Below are 17437 nucleotides of genomic sequence, written 5' to 3'. Positions count from 1 at the left end.
ATTTTTAAATCTGTAAGCTAGCTTATTTATGAAGCATAAAATTTCGCTACTCTTTCTTACATGTGCCCTTATGGGAGCTAGCTGCCTTCCAAAGAGACCTCACGTTGAGGAGAAGCCTGTAGCGCGTAATACTGGAGAAGGAATTCAAGATTCTGCCTCACATACCGCAGCAGATACATTTGACTTGAACGACGCTAAGAAGGCAAGCACAGCAGATTCTTTCATAGAAAGCGGCAGAAATAAACTGGAGCAAGAGAATTTTCAAGGAGCACAGCAAGATTTCAGTAAAGCCATTGAATTAGACCCGGCTAACGAAAATGCTTATTTTGAAAGGGCACAGTTAAACTATGATCTAAAAAATTACCAAGCGGCACAAGGTGATGCGGCCACGCTGTTGCGGTTAAATCCTGATCATGTAGCCGGTAATTTTTTGAGTGGAGAAGTCAAATTTGCCATGAAAGATTACTCAGGTGCCATTCAGGATTTTTCAGTGGTGATTGATAATACTCCAGAAGATGTAATAGCATTTTATCGCCGTGGATTGGCAAGATCTGCTGCTGGTGATCATACAGGTGCCCTGCAAGATTACAACGTGGTGTTGAATGGCAACGAATATTTTGAGGGGCTGACAGAGTATGCGGCTGGATATATAAGCCGAGGCAATACCTATAATAAGCTAAAAATGGTGCCTAATGCATGCGCTGATTGGCAGAAAGCTTTAAGCTTAGGTGATGAAAGCGCGAATGAGCTTCTTAAGAAGCACTGTAAGTAGAGAGAATTTGCAGAATGGATTAGTTTCTTCTTTATATCTTACAAAAAAGAAAGGCCGCCCCTGAAGCAGAGGCGGCCTTTCTTTTTCTGTTTTTAGTCTGTTTTCAGAAAAACAGACCAAAACATAATTTAGAAGTTCCAGCCGAAAGTGACTAAGAAGTTAGTGTTTTCGTTCTTGCTGGTGACTACTGGAGTAGTAAGGTTATAGTACTCTGAGTTAGGGTCATTAATTTCAGCATTGGAATATGGTGAGTACACACTATTGTACTTGCTGAATACTATGGCTGCATCAATGAAATAATTTTCTTGGCGTAAACCAATACCTCCGGTTAAAAAGGTTTTTGCCTGATTAATTTCACTATCTCTGAACGGATCACCGTAGAGGGCATAACCGGCTCTAAGTCTGAAAACATCTAAACGGGCCTCACCACCTAAACGATAATTCAAAGCGCTTTGGTAGGTATTGCGAGTAGTCATGTTTTCATTTGGGAAAGCATAATCATTGGCATTTAATTTTCCATTGCTGTAGTCAACATATTCTACATCAGCAGTGATAAATCCGTTTTTGCCAAAGAAAACAGCCGCGCCGCCATTTGCTCTTAATGGGGTGGTCAAGCTATATTCATACTCCCCTAGGTCAGTATCCCAATATTGATTCAGCGAAGCCCCGGCATCAGGCTCTTGTGTGAAATTAACGGCTAAGCTAGTGCTGTACCGGTCGTTGAGGGTATGCCAAGTAGGTGTTTGAAAACTAAAGCCTAAGCGTAACGCATCAGAAGGCCTGAAAATAGCGCCTACTTTTAAGTTAATGCCTGAACCTTCCGTTAACAACTCGTCTCTAAGGGTAAGATCAGAAATATCAGAGGCAGGGTTAGTTTCTGAATATCTTCTGATGTGTTTATACCTCAGAGTGGTTAAACCCAAAGACGCCCCCACAAAGATCTTATCACGATAGCTGGCGCCATACGAGAAGTCCCATTGGTTCTGCGCCCCACTTGATTGAATAGTTTCCTGAAAAGGATTGGTCACGCTAAGATTAGGCGAGAAATAGCCTAAATCATCTTCATCAATCAGATACGTCTCAAACGCTAGCTCTTGAATTGAGTTTGAAGTTAAGCCAACGGCATTAGCCCGTTGGGCAGCATACTCACCTAAGCGCATGCCCATTTCAGGAGCTGTGCCTTGGTAAAAGAGGTTTCTGTTGAAGTTATTGATGCGGTTAAAGGAAACTCCAAAGGAGCCGCCGCGCCAGTCACCTTCGTCTTCATCGGCTTTGCGATTAGAGAAAACCGCTGTAAAAGATGGAATATTAAGGTTGTTACGGCTGTTCATGGCAGAAGTGCCATACACCTCACTGTTGATCTCATTGAAGTTGATACCTGCAGAGACTGTAATCTCTGAGCGGCGGAACAAGCCTAAGCCGGCAGGGTTTGAATGAATGGAAGTAGCATCGCCGCCCAAGGCTACGTTAGCACCGCCAAAACCCATAGTGCGGGCGGTGCCGCCAAAATCGGTTCTAGAATACCGAAGGACATCTACCTCATTTTGGGCAAAGCCCTTCCCGGCACTGCCTAGCAACGCCAGGCAGGCCAAAAGAAAGCTATATCGTTTCATGTTAGATTGAGAAGGTGGTAGGTTTAGTTTCTGCCCCGACGACCGGAGCTTGACCCTGAACTAGAGCCAGAGCTTCTTCCGCTGCTGCCAGAAGAAGCGGGTGGAGAGTAAGTAGACCGGCTTGGTTCATAAGACGAGCGGCTAGGCTCATAAGATGAACGTGGCGGAGTAGGCTGTCTTGTTTCAGAGCGTGAAGAAGCGGCACTTGGCGAATCTCTTCTGCGTCTGGTTGGTGGCGGGGTAGAAGACCCTCCGCTTGAGCGGCTAGGCTGGATCACTTCCCTGCTTCTGGCCGGAGCTGGAGAGATAGTGCTTCTTCTGGTACGCGCTGGCTGAGTAGAAGTCCCCTCCGGATAAGCCTGACCTGCGGTGCTTCTTGGCCTGTTTACTTGCCCTGGTGAGCTGGTGTTGCCAGACCTTGACCTTCTTCCTTCGTTTGCAATTACACTGTTGCGTCCGTCTCTTGAGATATTAGGGTTATGGCTCACATTAGAGCCTCTGTCATTTCTAGGTGCATAATGCACTCTGCGTGCTGCAACTGGGCTTCTGTAAAAGTCGTTGAAGCCTCCGTAGTAACCTCCGCCATAATAGCCGCCATAACGGTAAGGGTTATACATGCCGTAGCCGTAGCCCCAAGGGTTGTAAGCGCGTCCCCAGCCAATGCCAATTGATACTGACATTCCGGTGCCATAGCGTGGCCAGAATGGATCATACATCATAGCCATGCTTGGGCCATAGAAAGGATCATACCATGGGTCTATCCAAGGACTCATCATGGCCGCTCTTGAGTAGTAGCGCCCAGGGAAGTAGAAAGGATCATGATAAGCGTAAAACGGGTTTCCGAAAGGAGCGTCGTAATAAGAATATTGGTAAGGAGTGCGCTCGCGGCGCTCTGCGTACGTTTCCGGGTCACTTACGCGCCCTTCAATGTTTTCAGAATAGCTGCCGTCGGCCAATTGTACCTCTTCTGACGCAGGAGCATATTCAGGTTCTGAGTAGGTTACTTTATCTGAAGAAGAAAAGTAAACGTCATCTACCTCACTGCTCTGTAAATAAGAAGATGTACTGCAGCCTGCCGTTAAAAAGCCCAGCAGAGGCAACAAGTACAGTTTTTTTATATAATTATTCATGTGTGTTGAGTTGTTGGTTAGGGATGCCAAATCAGTTCACGCAGCCAGTTACACGAGTATCCGGTTCGCCAACGTTTCTATTATGATATATTAACGTATTTTTGAGCCGAAAAGGTATAGTTCTGTTTAAATTATTAACAAGCAAATTCTGTGCCGCTTCTATTGAGTTTCTTATATATTCCTCTTTATCAAAGATACAAAAAATGAGCAAAGGGTTGCCAAAACGGAGCGAGGATTATTCGCTGTGGTACAATGAATTAGTGAAAAAGGCCGGTTTGGCAGAGAACTCTGCCGTTCGGGGCTGTATGGTCATCAAACCATACGGATATGCCATTTGGGAGAAGATGCAGCGCATATTAGATGATATGTTTAAAGCTACAGGACACTCTAACGCATATTTTCCCCTATTTGTGCCCAAAAGTTTATTTGAGGCCGAAGAGCAGAACGCCGAGGGCTTTGCCAAAGAATGCGCCGTGGTTACCCATTACCGCCTGCAAAATGATCCTGACAAGCCAGGTAAGCTTCGCGTAGACCCTAATGCCCGTCTGGAAGAGGAATTGATTGTGCGCCCTACTTCAGAAGCCATTATCTGGAACACCTACAAAGGTTGGATTCAGAGCTACCGTGACCTGCCCTTGCTCATAAACCAGTGGGCTAACGTAGTGCGCTGGGAAATGCGTACCCGCCTGTTTTTGCGCACGGCGGAATTCTTATGGCAAGAAGGCCACACTGCCCACGCCACCGCCCAGGAGGCTATTGCCGAAACAGAGCAGATGCTGCACGTATATGCTGACTTTGCCGAGAACTTTTTAGCCTTGCCGGTGGTGCGTGGCAAGAAAACCCCGAATGAACGTTTTGCCGGGGCTCTGGACACGTACTGCATTGAAGGCTTGATGCAAGATGGTAAGGCATTGCAGGCTGGTACGTCTCACTTTCTGGGCCAGAACTTTGCCGAGGCGTTTGACGTGAAGTTTGCCACCAAAGAAGGTGGGTTGGAATATGTATGGGGAACTTCATGGGGCGTGAGTACCCGTTTGATGGGTGCTCTGGTCATGGCGCATTCTGATGATGAAGGCTTGGTGCTTCCTCCAAAATTGGCCCCAATTCAGGTGGTGATTGTACCCATCTACAAAGGTGAAGAGCAACTGGCGCAAATCTCCGAGAAAGTACTGGCTCTGAAGAAGCAGCTGGAAGCTAAAGGTATTTCAGTGAAATATGATAACCGCGATACTGAGCGTCCCGGCTTCAAGTTTGCCGAGTGGGAGCTGAAAGGAGTACCAGTTCGTATCGCCATTGGTGGTCGTGATCTAGAAAACGGCACCGCCGAAGTAGCCCGCCGCGACACCAAAGAAAAATCTTCGCAGCAGTTTGATGACCTGGTGAATCTGGTGCCAGCGCTGCTGGACGAGATACAGGAAAATATCTTCCAGAAAGCGCTGAATTTTAGAGAAGCCAACACCACCAAAGTTGATTCTTACGACGAGTTCAAGCGTATTCTGGACGAGAAGCCTGGTTTTATCTTAGCCCACTGGGACGGCACGCCAGAAACTGAAGAGCGAATTAAGGAGGAAACCAAAGCCACCATCCGTTGTATTGCCTTAGATACCCCAGAGGAAGACGGTGTGGATATGGTGACCGGTCAGCCATCTAAACGTAGAGTGTACTTTGCCAGAGCTTATTAGAATTAAATGATTTGGAATTGAGGAGATGTGAAAAAATCTCCTTCGTTTTAAATAAAAGACGGGAGCTGCGGTTGTGGCTCCCGTTTCTGTTTTCAGTCTGTTTTCTGAAAAACAGACTGAAAACAGAAAGTCCCTGCTTCAAGGTTTCAACTTGGAGCTAGCATGGCGCAAGTTTTCAACTTGCGTATCGGAAGCCATGAAAGTTTTAAAACTTTCTCCAAATGAACCACAAGTTACGCTAGCGCTAAACTTGCGGTAGGAGGTGTAGAGGTGGTGTCGTTGCAGGGTAACGACGCTGCGTTTTTAACTTGTTTTTCTGAAAACAGGTCAAAAACAGAAGGAAGACGGAGAATTGAACCTGCTGAGCTTTTGTATCTTTGTATTTCTACTTCTTTACCTGTTCCACATGAAAAGTATTGCTATTTTCTGCGGCGCCCAGAGCGGCCATAATCCTGTTTACCGTGAGGCTGCGCATACCTTAGGTACATTGTTTGCCCTAAAAGGCATTAGGCTGGTGTATGGCGGCGGTAAAGTGGGTTTAATGGGCGTGATTGCCGATGCGGTTTTAGCCGGTGGCGGCGAGGCGGTAGGCGTAATTCCGCAGAGCTTGGTAGACATGGAAGTAGCGCATACCGGACTGACCAAACTGCACGTGGTGCAAACCATGCACGAACGCAAAGCCTTGATGGCCGCAGAGTCTGATGCGTTTATTGCCATGCCAGGCGGCTTCGGGACGTTTGATGAATTCTGCGAGATAGTGACGTGGAACCAGATACGTATTATCCAAAAGCCATTCGCGCTCTTCAACGTGAACGGCTACTTCAATCCGTTCCTGCAAATGCTAGACCACGCAGTAGCAGAAGGTTTTCTGAAGCCAGGGCAGCGTGCCAATGTGTTGGTTGCCGACCAAGGCGAAAACCTCTTAGAACAGTTGCTCCAGAAAGCTGCTACTGTCTCAGAAGATTGGGTAGACTTCCGGCGGATTTAATTTTTTTGTTTTCGGCATCTTTTTCAAAAAAACAGGCCGAAAACAGCATTCATAAAAGAGAGAAGCCCCGGCAACAGCCGGGGCTTCTCTCTTTTATGAATGCTTGTGTCTTAAATCTTACGTCTTGTGTCTAATAGTTAAGCTTCCTGCACCATCTGCGTCACGGCTTCTACCCACATAGGGTGCGTGTTCAAGCTTTCCACCAGTTGCCAATGTTCTCCTCCGGCGGCTTCAAATTCCTCTTTGAATTCCTGACCCACCTCAATAGTGGTTTCAAGGCAGTCGGCCACAAAGGCGGGGCTAAAGGCTAGAACACTCTTCACGCCGGCGGCGGCCAAATCTTTCAAAATAAAATCAGTGTAAGGTTTCAGCCAAGGGTCTTTGCCCAAGCGCGATTGAAACGAAACGGTATATTTATCTTCCGGAATGTTCAGCGCTTTGGCCAATTGACGTGATGTCTCAAAGCATTGGGCACGGTAACAGTAACGGTTGCGGCTGTGGTATGTATTGCAGCAAGCGCCCAATTGGCAATAGCCCTTGGTGCTGGCCTTCAAAATTTGTCGCTCTGGCAGGCCGTGGTAGCTGAACACAACATGATCATAATCGCGCTTGGCCATGTGCTGGCGGGCAATTTCGGCAAAGGTGCCAATAAAGCCGGGGTGGTTGCAGAACGTGCTGATGAACTTTAAGTCCGGAATTACTTCCCATTTGCTCACCAGTTCCATCACCTTCTCTTGCACTGAACCCGTACTGGCCGAGGCATACTGCGGAAACAGAGGCAACACAATTATGCGGTCAACCACCTTGTCTTGTAGTTCTTGCAAGGCACTTTCTATGCTGGGGCTCTGGTAGCGCATACCAAAGGCCACGTGGTAACTCTTGCCCAGTTTTTCCTGTACCAGTTTCTGCAAATCCAGACCGTGATACAGCAGAGGAGAGCCGCGCTCAGTCCAAAGTTCCCTGTATACTTTGGCAGACTTTGGGGCGCGGAACGGGGCAATAATCCCGTTCACCAACATGTATCGGTTAGGCGCAGGAATATCCAACACCCGCTTGTCTAATAGAAACTCTCTCAAATATTTGCGTACGTGCGGTACGCTTGGTGAATCTGGGGTGCCCAGGTTCACTAATAATACTCCGGTTTTGCCAGTGGCTCCACTTGTCATAAGCATGTAATTGAATTGCAAAGATACGGAATTGAAAGGCATTGGTCATTGGGCGGTGATATGATAAAAGTCACTGCACAAAATGATTCTCGTTTATTTCTGTTTCTGGCCTGTTTTCATGAAAACAGGCCAGAAACAGATCCTATCTTCCGCCGTAAGAACAAAAGCTGTCTTTTGAGCTCCTGATCCATAACTCATTAAAAAGCGTTACCTTTGCAAATTGTTTCAAAAGAGGAAAAATAAATGGCAGAGAAGCCGCATAAAGCAGGGTTTGTAAGCATCATCGGGAAGCCAAACGTTGGCAAGAGCACCCTGATGAACGTGATGGTGGGCGAGAAACTCTCCATTATTACCTCCAAAGCCCAAACCACCCGCCACCGCATCATGGGCATTCTGAACGGCGACGATTTTCAGGTTGTTTACTCAGATACGCCCGGCATTATACAGCCCCAGTACGAGCTGCATGAGTCTATGATGCGTTTTGTGCATGCCTCGCTGGAAGATGCCGATGTCATTCTCTTTGTCACTGATATTTACGAGAAGCACGATGAGAGCGAAGTGGTGGAGCGCTTGCGCAAAGCCAAATCTCCCATTCTGCTGCTCATCAATAAAATTGACCAGGCCACCCAGGAAGAAGTAGAGGCCAAAATTGACTATTGGAAAGAGCAACTTCCGGCGCAGGAATATCTGCCCATCTCGGCGCTGCACAACCAAGGCATACCCGGTGTATTCCAGAAAATTCTGGACCTGATGCCGGAGCACCCAGCTTATTATCCCAAAGATGAACTAACCGACAAGCCCGAGCGTTTCTTTGCGGCCGAGATGATACGCGAGAAAATCTTCCTGAACTATAAAAAAGAAATTCCTTACAGCTGCGAAGTAGTGATTGAGGAATTTAAGGAAGACGAAACCATCATTAGAATGCGCGCTGAGATCAGCGTAGAGCGCAAAAGCCAGAAAGGCATTGTCATCGGCGACAAAGGAGCCGCCCTTAAAAAAGTAGGCACTCAAGCGCGCTTAGACATGGAAGAGTTCTTTCAGAAAAAAGTGTTTCTGGACCTCTACGTGCGCGTAAACGAAAACTGGCGCACCGACAAACGCCTGCTGGATAGGTTCGGATATAATAGTTTATAGAGACACAAGACTCAAGACATAAGACACAAGACAAAATCATACTAAGAGAAGTCTTGAATCTTAGGTCTTACATCTTGTGTCTAAAAAGTACCCTAGCGGCGCCAAGGAGGTGATACCGCAGGTTTAACCCGCGTTTTGGGAGCGATTCCCGAAAAGGAGCCTCAAAACGCACATTCAAATTTGTATGGCAAATAATACCATCGCCATTGTAGGACGCCCAAACGTGGGCAAGTCCACTTTATTTAACCGTCTGGTGGGCCAGCGCAAGGCTATCATGGACAACGAAAGCGGCGTTACCCGCGACCGCCACTACGGACACGGCGAGTGGATTGGCAAGTACTTCACCGTTATTGACACTGGTGGCTACGTGCGCGGCTCTGATGATATCTTTGAAGAGGAAATCCGGAAACAAGTAGAATTGGCTATCAAAGAAGCAGATGTGATTCTGTTTATGGTAGACGTAGAAATGGGCATTACTGGTTTAGACCAAGAGTTTGCCGATGTGCTGCGCCGCTCTGACAAACCTATTTACATTGTTGCCAACAAAGCAGATACCCATGCCCGCGGCCACCTGGCTGGTGAGTTTTATGCGTTGGGCTTTGAAGGCGAAATTTTCCCTGTCTCCAGCCAAAACGGTTCTGGTACCGGTGAGTTGTTAGATGAGGTAGTAAAGCATTTCCCTGAGGAAGGCATTGAAAACCCTGAGGCTGGCATACCGCGCATTGCCGTGGTAGGTAGACCTAACGTTGGGAAATCTTCTTTTGTGAACCTGCTATTGGGCGAAGAGCGCAACATAGTAACAGACATTTCCGGCACCACCCGTGACTCCATTCACTCGCACTACAACGCGTTTGGGCAGGAGTTCATCATTGTTGACACCGCCGGGCTCCGGAAGAAAAGCAAAGTGCATGAAGACATTGAGTTCTATTCGGTGCTTCGTTCTATTAGAGCGCTGGAGGAAAGTGATGTGGTGATTGTAATGCTGGACGCTACCCGTGGCATAGAGGCCCAAGACATGAACATCATTGGCTTAGCTGATAAGAACCGGAAGGGTTTGGTGATACTGGTAAACAAGTGGGACTTGGTGGAGAAAGAAACCAACACCATGCGTGATATGGAGAATGCCATCTATGAGCGTATTGCCCCTATTGCCTATCCGCCAATTGTTTTCATATCGGTGCTGAACAAACAGCGGGTGCACAAGGCAATTGAAACAGCTATTCAGGTATATGAGAACAAGACCATGAAAGTCTCTACCTCTAAACTGAACGAGGTGATGCTGAAGGAGATTGAACGGTATCCGCCACCCGCTATCAAAGGTAAATTCGTGAAAATAAAGTATGTCACGCAATTACCCACGCACACGCCTACATTCGCGTTTTTCTGTAATCTTCCGCAGTACATAAAAGACTCTTATGTTCGGTTTTTAGAGAACCGAATGCGCGAACATTTTGGATTTGAAGGTGTGCCTATTAACTTAGTGTTCAGAAAGAAGTAATAGCCCAATTTTTGTGGCTCTGCTTTTAAGCTCTTCAGATTAATTTGAGAGAAAGATTTTTAGCAGGAGCTGATAGTCTGGTTGACTCCCCTTACCTAATACCCTTTATTACCATGAGAAATTTTGTGTCATTATTAGCAGTGGCTGGTTTAACGATGTGCTTTGCCTGTGATGCCAAGAAAGCTGAGGAAACGCCTAAGACAGATGTTTCTACCAACGCTACTGATATTGCAGAAACCACGGCATCACCATTAGACACTGTTGGTGCCGCAGTTGATACCTTGGCTACTGATTCAGTAGATAACCAATAGGTATAACTTTATTTTAATGAAGCGCGGGCTGCTGTTGTTACAGCGGTCCGCGCTTTTTTTTTATTCAATCTGGTCTGGCTTGAACGAAAAGCTGGTATACTTTAAGAGGCTATATATCTATTCTTCCATACTTGCGTACAATAGGCTAATATCTTAAAATGTGCCTTTGCAAGAACTGGTGGAAACCAATTGCGAGGCTTTGAGATAGAGTTTTTTTGCATTGAACAAGATAGAACTATGAAAAAGTTATTTTGTGGGGTGGCAATAATAGCAAGTGCTACAACGCTTACTTTCTGCGACTCTAAAACCGAGAACCACATGGAGGATCAGGCTGAAAAAGTAGAACTGCATGCCGAAATGGCGGGCGACACTGCGTTGGCAAGACAAGCCCGAGCAGTAAAAGATAGCGTAGACAAAGCCGATCCTGAATAAAAGCAACCTTTGCTTTTACCTTACTTTGAATTTGTAACACCTGTTAGTACTAAAATAAAACTATGAAAAAGACATTTTTTGTTTTCGCGTTAGCGGCCGGCATGATGACATTCGCCACCTCTTGTGAATCGAACAGAGAGGAGAACACTGGAGAAAATGTAGAGGAAGTAGGAGATGACGTGGAAGACGCCGCTGATGAAGTGGAAGATGAAACCCGAGAGGCCGTTGATGATAACGACGCCTAAACAAAAAGGGGAGACGGTTAACCGTCTCCCCTTTTTGTTTGCCTAAAATGTAAGCATAGTTAAGATTAAGCCCCCAGCCGCCGCTGAATAAAACTGTTTACAATTTGAAAAAGCTGGGGAGGGGTTAGGGTGCGCCACGGAATCTTGTCTAGATGGCCCCCGAAATTAATGTAGTAATCCAGGTGATACTGTTGCATCTCCTGCACCACAAAGTCCTGAAAGCCTAAGCCAGCGATCCAGCCGTCTTCCACGTCATCAAACCACTCTTCATAATAGGCGTCATCTGAGCCATGAAAGTTGAAGACGTTCTCGCCTATGAGAATATAGTGGTTGATGCCCTCGCCAATCATCAAGTCCAGAATGTTGCGCTTTAAGGTCATGATATCGTTGTTGATAGTGTCATTCCACTCACCAATCAGTTCAATGACCGCGTAGCCTTCATTGTAGTCTGCGTACAGTATCTTCAGGAACAGCGTTTCAGAGTCTATATCATCCCACTGGGGGTGTATGTAATAGCCGTAAATGGTATGGGTGTATTGAGACTCGTTGTTCTCTGCTCCGTACAGCGGAGAACGTTCGTCTTCAGAGGCGGAATAAGCTTCAATCCAGTTGTAAAAAGGTTCAATGGTGTGCATAGCAAAAAGGTTGGCCGCAGAAAAAGCTAACGGATAAACAGCTTTGAAGGATGGCGTATTGACATAAAAAAAAGATTCACTGGTTAAGGTGAATCTTTTGTTGTTTTAAGCTTAGTTTATGAAAAACAGGCTGAAAACAGATGTCTTAGTGCTGGTTGTAAGAAGTGATAGCGGCTCTTACGCTGCCATGAAGGTCGAGCAATTCTTTGGCTTTATCTTCAGAAACACCAATTTCCTCCATGATCATGCGAACACCACGATCCACTAATTTGTGGTTAGTTAGCTGCATGTCTACCATCTTGTTGCCTTTTACTCTGCCTAATTGAATCATGGTAGAGGTAGTGAGCATGTTGAGCGCTAGCTTTTGGCCAGTTCCGGCTTTCATGCGGGTACTGCCCGTCACAAATTCAGGGCCAGTAACTACTTCCACCGGAAATTGAGCCACCGCTGCTACTTTGCTATCTGCGTTGCAGACAATACAGCCTGTTGTAATACCTCTTTCGTTGCAGGCTTGTAGCCCCCCAATTACGTAGGGCGTACGGCCAGAGGCGGCAATGCCTACCACTACGTCTTTCTCGTTCACGTTGTATGCTTCCAGGTCTTTGATAGCCTGCTGGTCATCGTCTTCGGCAAACTCTACCGCTTTTCTAATGGCAGAATCTCCGCCAGCCATAATGCCAATGACCATATCAAACGGTACGCCATAGGTAGGTGGGCATTCTGAAGCATCTACCACGCCTAAACGGCCGCTGGTGCCAGCGCCAATGTAAAATAAACGACCGCCCTCTTTCATTTTGGCCACCGTAGCCTCCACCAACTTCTCTAACTGCGGAATGGCTTTTTCTACGGCAAGCGGAACAGTCTTATCTTGCTCATTTATATTGGTCAGGAGCTCATGCACACTCATGTGCTCCAGGTTGTTGTAATAAGAAGCGGTTTCGGTGGTACTCATACAGTTATTTTTTGCTGATGATAAAGGCTAAGGCCTTCAATAGGGCTTTCTAAGATCTGACCTACATTGATGCCGTACTCTTGGGCTACAGTACGTAAAATGTCAGAGAAATAGAACGCGATAGAGCCAACAAAGTGGGTTTCCTTGTTCTGGTAATCAGGGTATTTGCTTACTGTTTTGTCAAAGAAATCTGAGAAACACTTGAAGATCATCTGGTAGATGAAAGGGTGCTTGCGGTGCTCAGATAAGAATTTAGAGAAAGCAGCCATGTACCTGTTAGGATATGGTTTGCTGTAGACGTTATCTATGATCTCATCACGGTCTACGCCGTAACGGTCAAAGAAAGCCTGGTGCAGGTCTTCTGGTAATTCATTGTTCAGGTAAGCTTGTACTATGCGCTTGCCCATATAGCCACCACTTCCCTCATCGCCAAGTATGAAGCCTAGATTTGGTAAGTTCTCTATAATTTTCTCACCGTCATAGTGGCAGGAATTTGAGCCGGTTCCTAAAATGCAAGCTATGCCTTCATTATGACCACAAAGAGCATGGGCGGCAGCTTCCAGATCATGGTGCACAAATACCTCGCTGTTAGGGTACAACTCTAAAAGAGCGGCGGCAACAATGGCTTTCTTATTCTTAGCGCTGCATCCGGCCCCATAAAAATAAATCTCCTGAGGCTGAGCATCTTTTAACTGAGGCAGCAAGCTCTCACGCAGAGTTTGGGCAATTTGGGGGGTGTCTTGATAGTAAGGATTAAACCCAATAGTATGAGCTTGGCTTACAACTCCTTCAGTGTCAATCAGGCGCCAGGCTGTTTTAGTGGAGCCGCTATCAGCAATAAGAATCATAGATATATCTCTTTTGAGAAACGTAAGTTCGTCAAATTTCTTAAAAAGTATTGAAAGTATTGTTATTTTTTTAGAATTCCTACAACAGAAAACTTATCAAATACAAAATCTGTATGTGGTGCATCAGCTAATTCCTTTGTTAAATCTTGCCCTGCCCAGTGCTCATAATGGTTTCCACGCCGCCATAGCCTTGACTTTTGCACATCGTAAATCAGACCTTTGTACGCCACCCAAATTTCGTCACGATCTTGCCCGTTTCGTAAAGCTAATTGAGAGCGGGTGTATTCTGGAAGCATGGGCTAATGATTGAATGAGTGAGTGTGTGAATGAGTGAATAAAAAGAAATTATTTGATAGTGTTTTTTCTGGCTTTTGATAGAATGAGCAAAATTTCTGATGCTGCTTGTATGAGTGATGCAGTAGAGGACGAAGTAACAGTTTCTGACTCGGTCAGCAACTCAAGCCAAAAAAGGGTTTCATCTGCCTCCTCTACGCAAATACTGAGTTTTGAATGAAATTCAGCTGCCGATCGCGCGCGGCAAGCGGCTCTGTAATTAGCTGCCACCGACGTAGCTGACCGGAGGAGTTGCCTTTTCATAATGATTGCTTCCTCAGTTCTAGGTAATTCTTGGCTAAAGCGAATCACCTGTAACGCGAGCATCTTTGTCCGTTGTCTAAACCGCGTAATAAATTCCTCCTTTGTTGGCTCCTTCAGCTGCTCCATGATGTAATTTTAATTTTCTTTCAAACAAGATTTTTAAAGAAAAATTCAAACATTGGGAGGAACTCCTTTCTCATTCACAAACTCACTCCTTCACTCATTAAATCCGCGCTTGTGTCAGAATCCAGCGGTTGGGCACTTCCCCGTCTACGGCGGTAAGGTAGTCTTGATAGCTGCAAGGTACCACCATGGGCGGGCGCTGACCAGACAAGTCATCTACTTGCATCCACCACTTGTCAGTTTGTCGGTTTTTATAAAAGATCATCTTGTTGGGGTTGTCATGAAAGCCCACTGAGAACCGCAGAAAGTTATTGCTCTGGAAATCCAAATTGCGCAGTCTTTGGTAAAAACCTTCAATGGTGTACCAAACCATGGTAGCCAGAGTGGTAGCCGTAAGGGCTCTATGGTCAAATTCAGGGCGATAGCCGTACAAACCAAATGAGCTGAGTTGGTCGCTTTGGCCTGCGTACCAGCAAATCTGGCAGGCTTCCTCGCCGGTAAGGCCAAAAGGGTTAGCGTGCTGCTGGCCAGGAGCATCTTGGTGTTTGATAGCAGAGACATCAAAACTAAGCAAGTCGGCCTGTCTTATTACCGGCTCCATCTCCTTAAGCTGCTGCCTTACCTGCCCAATGCGAAACAGCTCAAAGTGCAGCTTTTCAAGCGCGGCCAATGTAGTAGTAGGGGTGAGGTAGGCTTGGTAACCTAATTGGCTGAAGCTAAACAAATAATTGGGCTCGTGTAGCAGCAGGCGGTGCAGGTGGCTCTGGTCTGGAGCGGCATCTTTGTTTTCCTGCATGTCTAGCTGACTGTCCACTATAGCCAGGCTAACTGTTTTGTTTAGATGCTCATAACCTAAGAATTGTCCGTAAGTGAGGTCATGGGAGCCGCCCAGCAGAATAGGGAATTTACCTTCGTCTACCAGCATCTCCACTACCTCTTTCAGGCGCAGATACGTGTCTTCTAAATGAATGCCAGGCAGTAAGTTGCCTAAGTCCATTACGAGCCAGGGGCCGGTGCCTTTCATAAGCTGGTAGAGTTCTTTCCTGATGAGGTTGGGCCCTTGAAAGGAAATTTCTGAAGCGCCTGCTGTGCCACGATATTCTGGAAGGCCTATCAGTACCACCTCTGCAGAGCGCCAGTCGGGGAAGGAATGGAGAAAAGGAGCTATATATCCGCCCACAGACTTGGGGTTGTCATCGCCTCCGAAGAGTGCTTCTGGTAGGGGCTCAAAGAAGATGGAAAGATTCATGTAAGACAAGGGCAAAAATCAAATTTAGCTAATAAAACACCTGTAGAGATATTCTTTTTTAAAAATATGCGAATAGAAGGTAGAAGCACTGTGTTTTTTTTATCCAGAATTTGCTTTATCTTAACCCGACAAACCAGACAAACCACACTATGAAAGTGACCCGCGTTTTTGACCTGCTTACCCAACAACTACAAGAATTTCCTCAGCCAGATTGTTTGGCTACAAAGATAAACGGGGAATGGGTGAAATACAGTACGCAAGATGTGGTGAATACTGTCAACACCCTTAGCTTGGCTTTGATTAAGTCGGGTATCAGAAAGGACGACAAAGTAGCCTTAATTTCTATGAACCGCCCCGAGTGGACGTTCGCAGATTACGGTATACAGCAGACGGGTGCGGTGAGTGTACCTATGTACCCTACCATTACGGTAGAAGATTACCGTTACATTTTAAAAGACTCAGAAACCAAGCTGATTCTTGTATCAACTGAAGATTTATACAACAAAGTAAAAGAGGCCGCCAGCGAGGTGCCGGGTGTGCAGGAGATCTATACGTTTGACCATGTCCCTGGCGCCAAGCATTGGACAGAGCTATTGAAGATGGGTGAAGGTGAGGATTTGTCTGTTTTGGAGTCATACAAAGCAAGCGTGCAGCCTTCGGACTTGCTGTCTATTATTTATACATCTGGTACTACCGGTGCGCCCAAAGGAGTGATGCTTTCACATAATAATCTGGTGAGCAATTTCACCAACGTGAAGCCCTTCGTGCCGGTGAACAAAGAACACCGCGCTTTGAGCTTCCTGCCGCTTTGCCATATTTATGAGCGCATGGTGTCTTGTATTTACTTCTCAGTAGGAGTGTCTATTTATTTTGCCGAGAGTATTGAGAAAGTAGGCGAAAACCTGAAGGAAGTAAGCCCTGATATTTTTGTGACCGTGCCGCGCTTACTGGAGAAGGTGTATGATAAAATTGTGGCCAAAGGCGGCGAGCTGACTGGTGTAAAGAAAGGCCTTTTCTTCTGGGCATTGGGGTTGGGCCAGAAATATGATACCCGCACCTCACCGGGCTTTATCTACGACCTGCAGCTTAAACTGGCGCGTAAGCTTATCTTCTCTAAATGGCAGGAAGCGCTGGGTGGCAAGGTAAAGGTGATTGTTTCTGGCGGAGCCGCACTGCAGCCTCGACTTGCCCGGGTATTCTGGGGAGCCAATATCAGGATCATGGAAGGCTATGGATTAACTGAAACCTCACCGGTAATTGCCGTGAACCGCTATGAGCCGGAGAACAACGTGATTGGTACCGTAGGTCCGGCTATCAACAACGTTGAAATCAAAATTGCCCCTGACGGTGAAATTCTTACCCGCTCTGAAAGCGTGATGGTGGGCTACTATAAACGCCCTGACCTCACTGCTGAGGTAATTGACAAAGACGGCTGGTTCCACACCGGTGACATTGGTGAGCTGGTGGAGGGCAAGTTCCTGAAGATCACTGACCGCAAAAAAGAAATGTTCAAGACCTCTGGCGGCAAGTACATTGCGCCACAGCTCATTGAGAACAAACTAAAGGAATCTTTAGTGATTGAACAGGTAATGGTGGTGGGTGAAGGCGAGAAATTCCCTGGAGCCTTGATTGTGCCGGCCTTTGAAGGGCTGCAGGAATGGTGCCGTATACATGACATACCGTACACCACCAACGAGGAGATGATCAAAAAACCAGAGGTGCTAGACAAGTTCCAGAAAGAGATAGACAAAGCCAACGATCAGCTTGCCCAGTACGAACGGATTAAAAAATTTGTGCTGCTGCCTAAGCTCTGGAGTGTAGAAACCGGTGAAATGACGCCTAAGCTCAGCATCAAACGCAAAATCATCACCACCAACAACAAAGCCCTGATAGATAGCTTGTACCGGACTGTCTAACCTATGTTAGAAGCCCCGCCTTTAGCGGGGCTTTTTTTATGGTATTTTTAATCTATTTCCTTCAAATCAAGGTAAAACATAGTCAGCATTAGGAGTAGAAAATTTTCTTTGAAATTAGTATGCAAGCATAACAAAATTTTATAAAT

18 protein-coding genes are annotated in these 17437 nt (G+C 46.3%); 9 read left to right on the top strand and 9 right to left on the bottom strand.

The features are described 5' to 3' along the window. The first annotated feature begins 28 nt into the window (after positions 1-28). Positions 29-772, top strand: coding sequence for a tetratricopeptide repeat protein (locus A8O23_RS08900; RefSeq protein ID WP_082882967.1), 744 nt, complete (start codon positions 29-31; stop codon positions 770-772). Between the two features lie 128 nt (positions 773-900). Here A8O23_RS08900 and A8O23_RS08895 read toward each other — a convergent pair whose 3' ends face one another. Both A8O23_RS08895 and A8O23_RS08890 read right to left on the bottom strand, forming a co-directional pair. Continuing rightward, complete coding sequence (locus A8O23_RS08895; protein WP_066619817.1) at positions 901-2385, bottom strand: OmpP1/FadL family transporter; 1485 nt, start codon at positions 2383-2385, stop codon at positions 901-903. Positions 2386-2408: 23 nt separating this feature from the next. Continuing rightward, positions 2409-3515, bottom strand: coding sequence for a hypothetical protein (locus A8O23_RS08890; RefSeq protein ID WP_066619811.1), 1107 nt, complete (start codon positions 3513-3515; stop codon positions 2409-2411). Positions 3516-3718: 203 nt separating this feature from the next. On the opposite strand from A8O23_RS08890, the gene proS reads away from it, so the two are divergent. After that, a complete protein-coding gene (proS, locus tag A8O23_RS08885) occupies positions 3719-5197 on the top strand; it encodes a proline--tRNA ligase (RefSeq protein WP_066619808.1) in 1479 nt (492 codons plus the stop codon). 406 nt (positions 5198-5603) lie between these two features. Beyond that, positions 5604-6185 (top strand): LOG family protein, encoded by a 582-nt coding sequence (locus tag A8O23_RS08880; RefSeq protein WP_066619805.1) that lies wholly within the window; start codon positions 5604-5606, stop codon positions 6183-6185. Positions 6186-6322: 137 nt separating this feature from the next. Here the strand turns inward: A8O23_RS08880 and hemH are convergent, their stop codons facing one another. Beyond that, positions 6323-7351, bottom strand: coding sequence for a ferrochelatase (gene hemH, locus A8O23_RS08875; RefSeq protein WP_066620409.1), 1029 nt, complete (start codon positions 7349-7351; stop codon positions 6323-6325). Positions 7352-7594: 243 nt separating this feature from the next. Here hemH and era point away from each other — a divergent pair, with 243 nt between their 5' ends. The 5 genes from era (at position 7595) to A8O23_RS08855 (ending at position 10971) form a co-directional block, all read left to right on the top strand. Next, positions 7595-8485, top strand: coding sequence for a GTPase Era (gene era, locus A8O23_RS08870; RefSeq protein ID WP_066619803.1), 891 nt, complete (start codon positions 7595-7597; stop codon positions 8483-8485). Positions 8486-8669: 184 nt separating this feature from the next. After that, positions 8670-9983: a ribosome biogenesis GTPase Der gene (gene der, locus A8O23_RS08865; protein WP_066619800.1), complete on the top strand. Its 1314-nt coding sequence runs from the start codon at positions 8670-8672 to the stop codon at positions 9981-9983. 113 nt (positions 9984-10096) lie between these two features. Then, positions 10097-10294, top strand: coding sequence for a hypothetical protein (locus A8O23_RS21430; protein ID WP_153042133.1), 198 nt, complete (start codon positions 10097-10099; stop codon positions 10292-10294). A gap of 237 nt (positions 10295-10531) precedes the next feature. Then, positions 10532-10726: a hypothetical protein gene (locus A8O23_RS08860; protein ID WP_153042132.1), complete on the top strand. Its 195-nt coding sequence runs from the start codon at positions 10532-10534 to the stop codon at positions 10724-10726. 62 nt (positions 10727-10788) lie between these two features. Next, positions 10789-10971, top strand: a complete 183-nt coding sequence (locus tag A8O23_RS08855; RefSeq protein ID WP_066619794.1) for a hypothetical protein — start codon at positions 10789-10791, stop codon at positions 10969-10971. A 65-nt stretch (positions 10972-11036) separates the two neighbouring features. Here the strand turns inward: A8O23_RS08855 and A8O23_RS08850 are convergent, their stop codons facing one another. The 6 genes from A8O23_RS08850 to A8O23_RS08825 all read right to left on the bottom strand — a co-directional run bounded on the left by A8O23_RS08850 (position 11037) and on the right by A8O23_RS08825 (position 15375). Next, positions 11037-11606 (bottom strand): hypothetical protein, encoded by a 570-nt coding sequence (locus A8O23_RS08850; RefSeq protein ID WP_066619791.1) that lies wholly within the window; start codon positions 11604-11606, stop codon positions 11037-11039. Between the two features lie 145 nt (positions 11607-11751). Then, a complete protein-coding gene (gene murQ / locus A8O23_RS08845) occupies positions 11752-12558 on the bottom strand; it encodes an N-acetylmuramic acid 6-phosphate etherase (RefSeq protein ID WP_066619788.1) in 807 nt (268 codons plus the stop codon). Continuing rightward, on the bottom strand, positions 12555-13406 hold the full coding sequence (locus A8O23_RS08840) for a BadF/BadG/BcrA/BcrD ATPase family protein (protein WP_066619782.1): 852 nt from the start codon (positions 13404-13406) through the stop codon (positions 12555-12557). Before A8O23_RS08840 ends, murQ begins: the two co-directional genes overlap by 4 nt. A gap of 62 nt (positions 13407-13468) precedes the next feature. Then, complete coding sequence (locus A8O23_RS08835) at positions 13469-13702, bottom strand: cytochrome b5 domain-containing protein (RefSeq protein WP_066619779.1); 234 nt, start codon at positions 13700-13702, stop codon at positions 13469-13471. A gap of 49 nt (positions 13703-13751) precedes the next feature. After that, positions 13752-14129, bottom strand: a complete 378-nt coding sequence (locus A8O23_RS08830) for a four helix bundle protein (RefSeq protein ID WP_066619778.1) — start codon at positions 14127-14129, stop codon at positions 13752-13754. A gap of 97 nt (positions 14130-14226) precedes the next feature. Further along, positions 14227-15375: a formimidoylglutamase gene (locus tag A8O23_RS08825; RefSeq protein WP_066619775.1), complete on the bottom strand. Its 1149-nt coding sequence runs from the start codon at positions 15373-15375 to the stop codon at positions 14227-14229. 149 nt (positions 15376-15524) lie between these two features. Between A8O23_RS08825 and A8O23_RS08820 the strand changes: the two genes are divergently transcribed. Beyond that, positions 15525-17291, top strand: coding sequence for an AMP-dependent synthetase/ligase (locus A8O23_RS08820; protein WP_066619772.1), 1767 nt, complete (start codon positions 15525-15527; stop codon positions 17289-17291). Positions 17292-17437: the final 146 nt, after the last annotated feature.

The sequence above is a fragment of the Rufibacter roseus genome (genome assembly GCF_001647285.1).
GTDB lineage: Bacteria > Bacteroidota > Bacteroidia > Cytophagales > Hymenobacteraceae > Nibribacter > Nibribacter roseus.
This window is presented reverse-complemented; position numbering and strand designations above follow the sequence as displayed.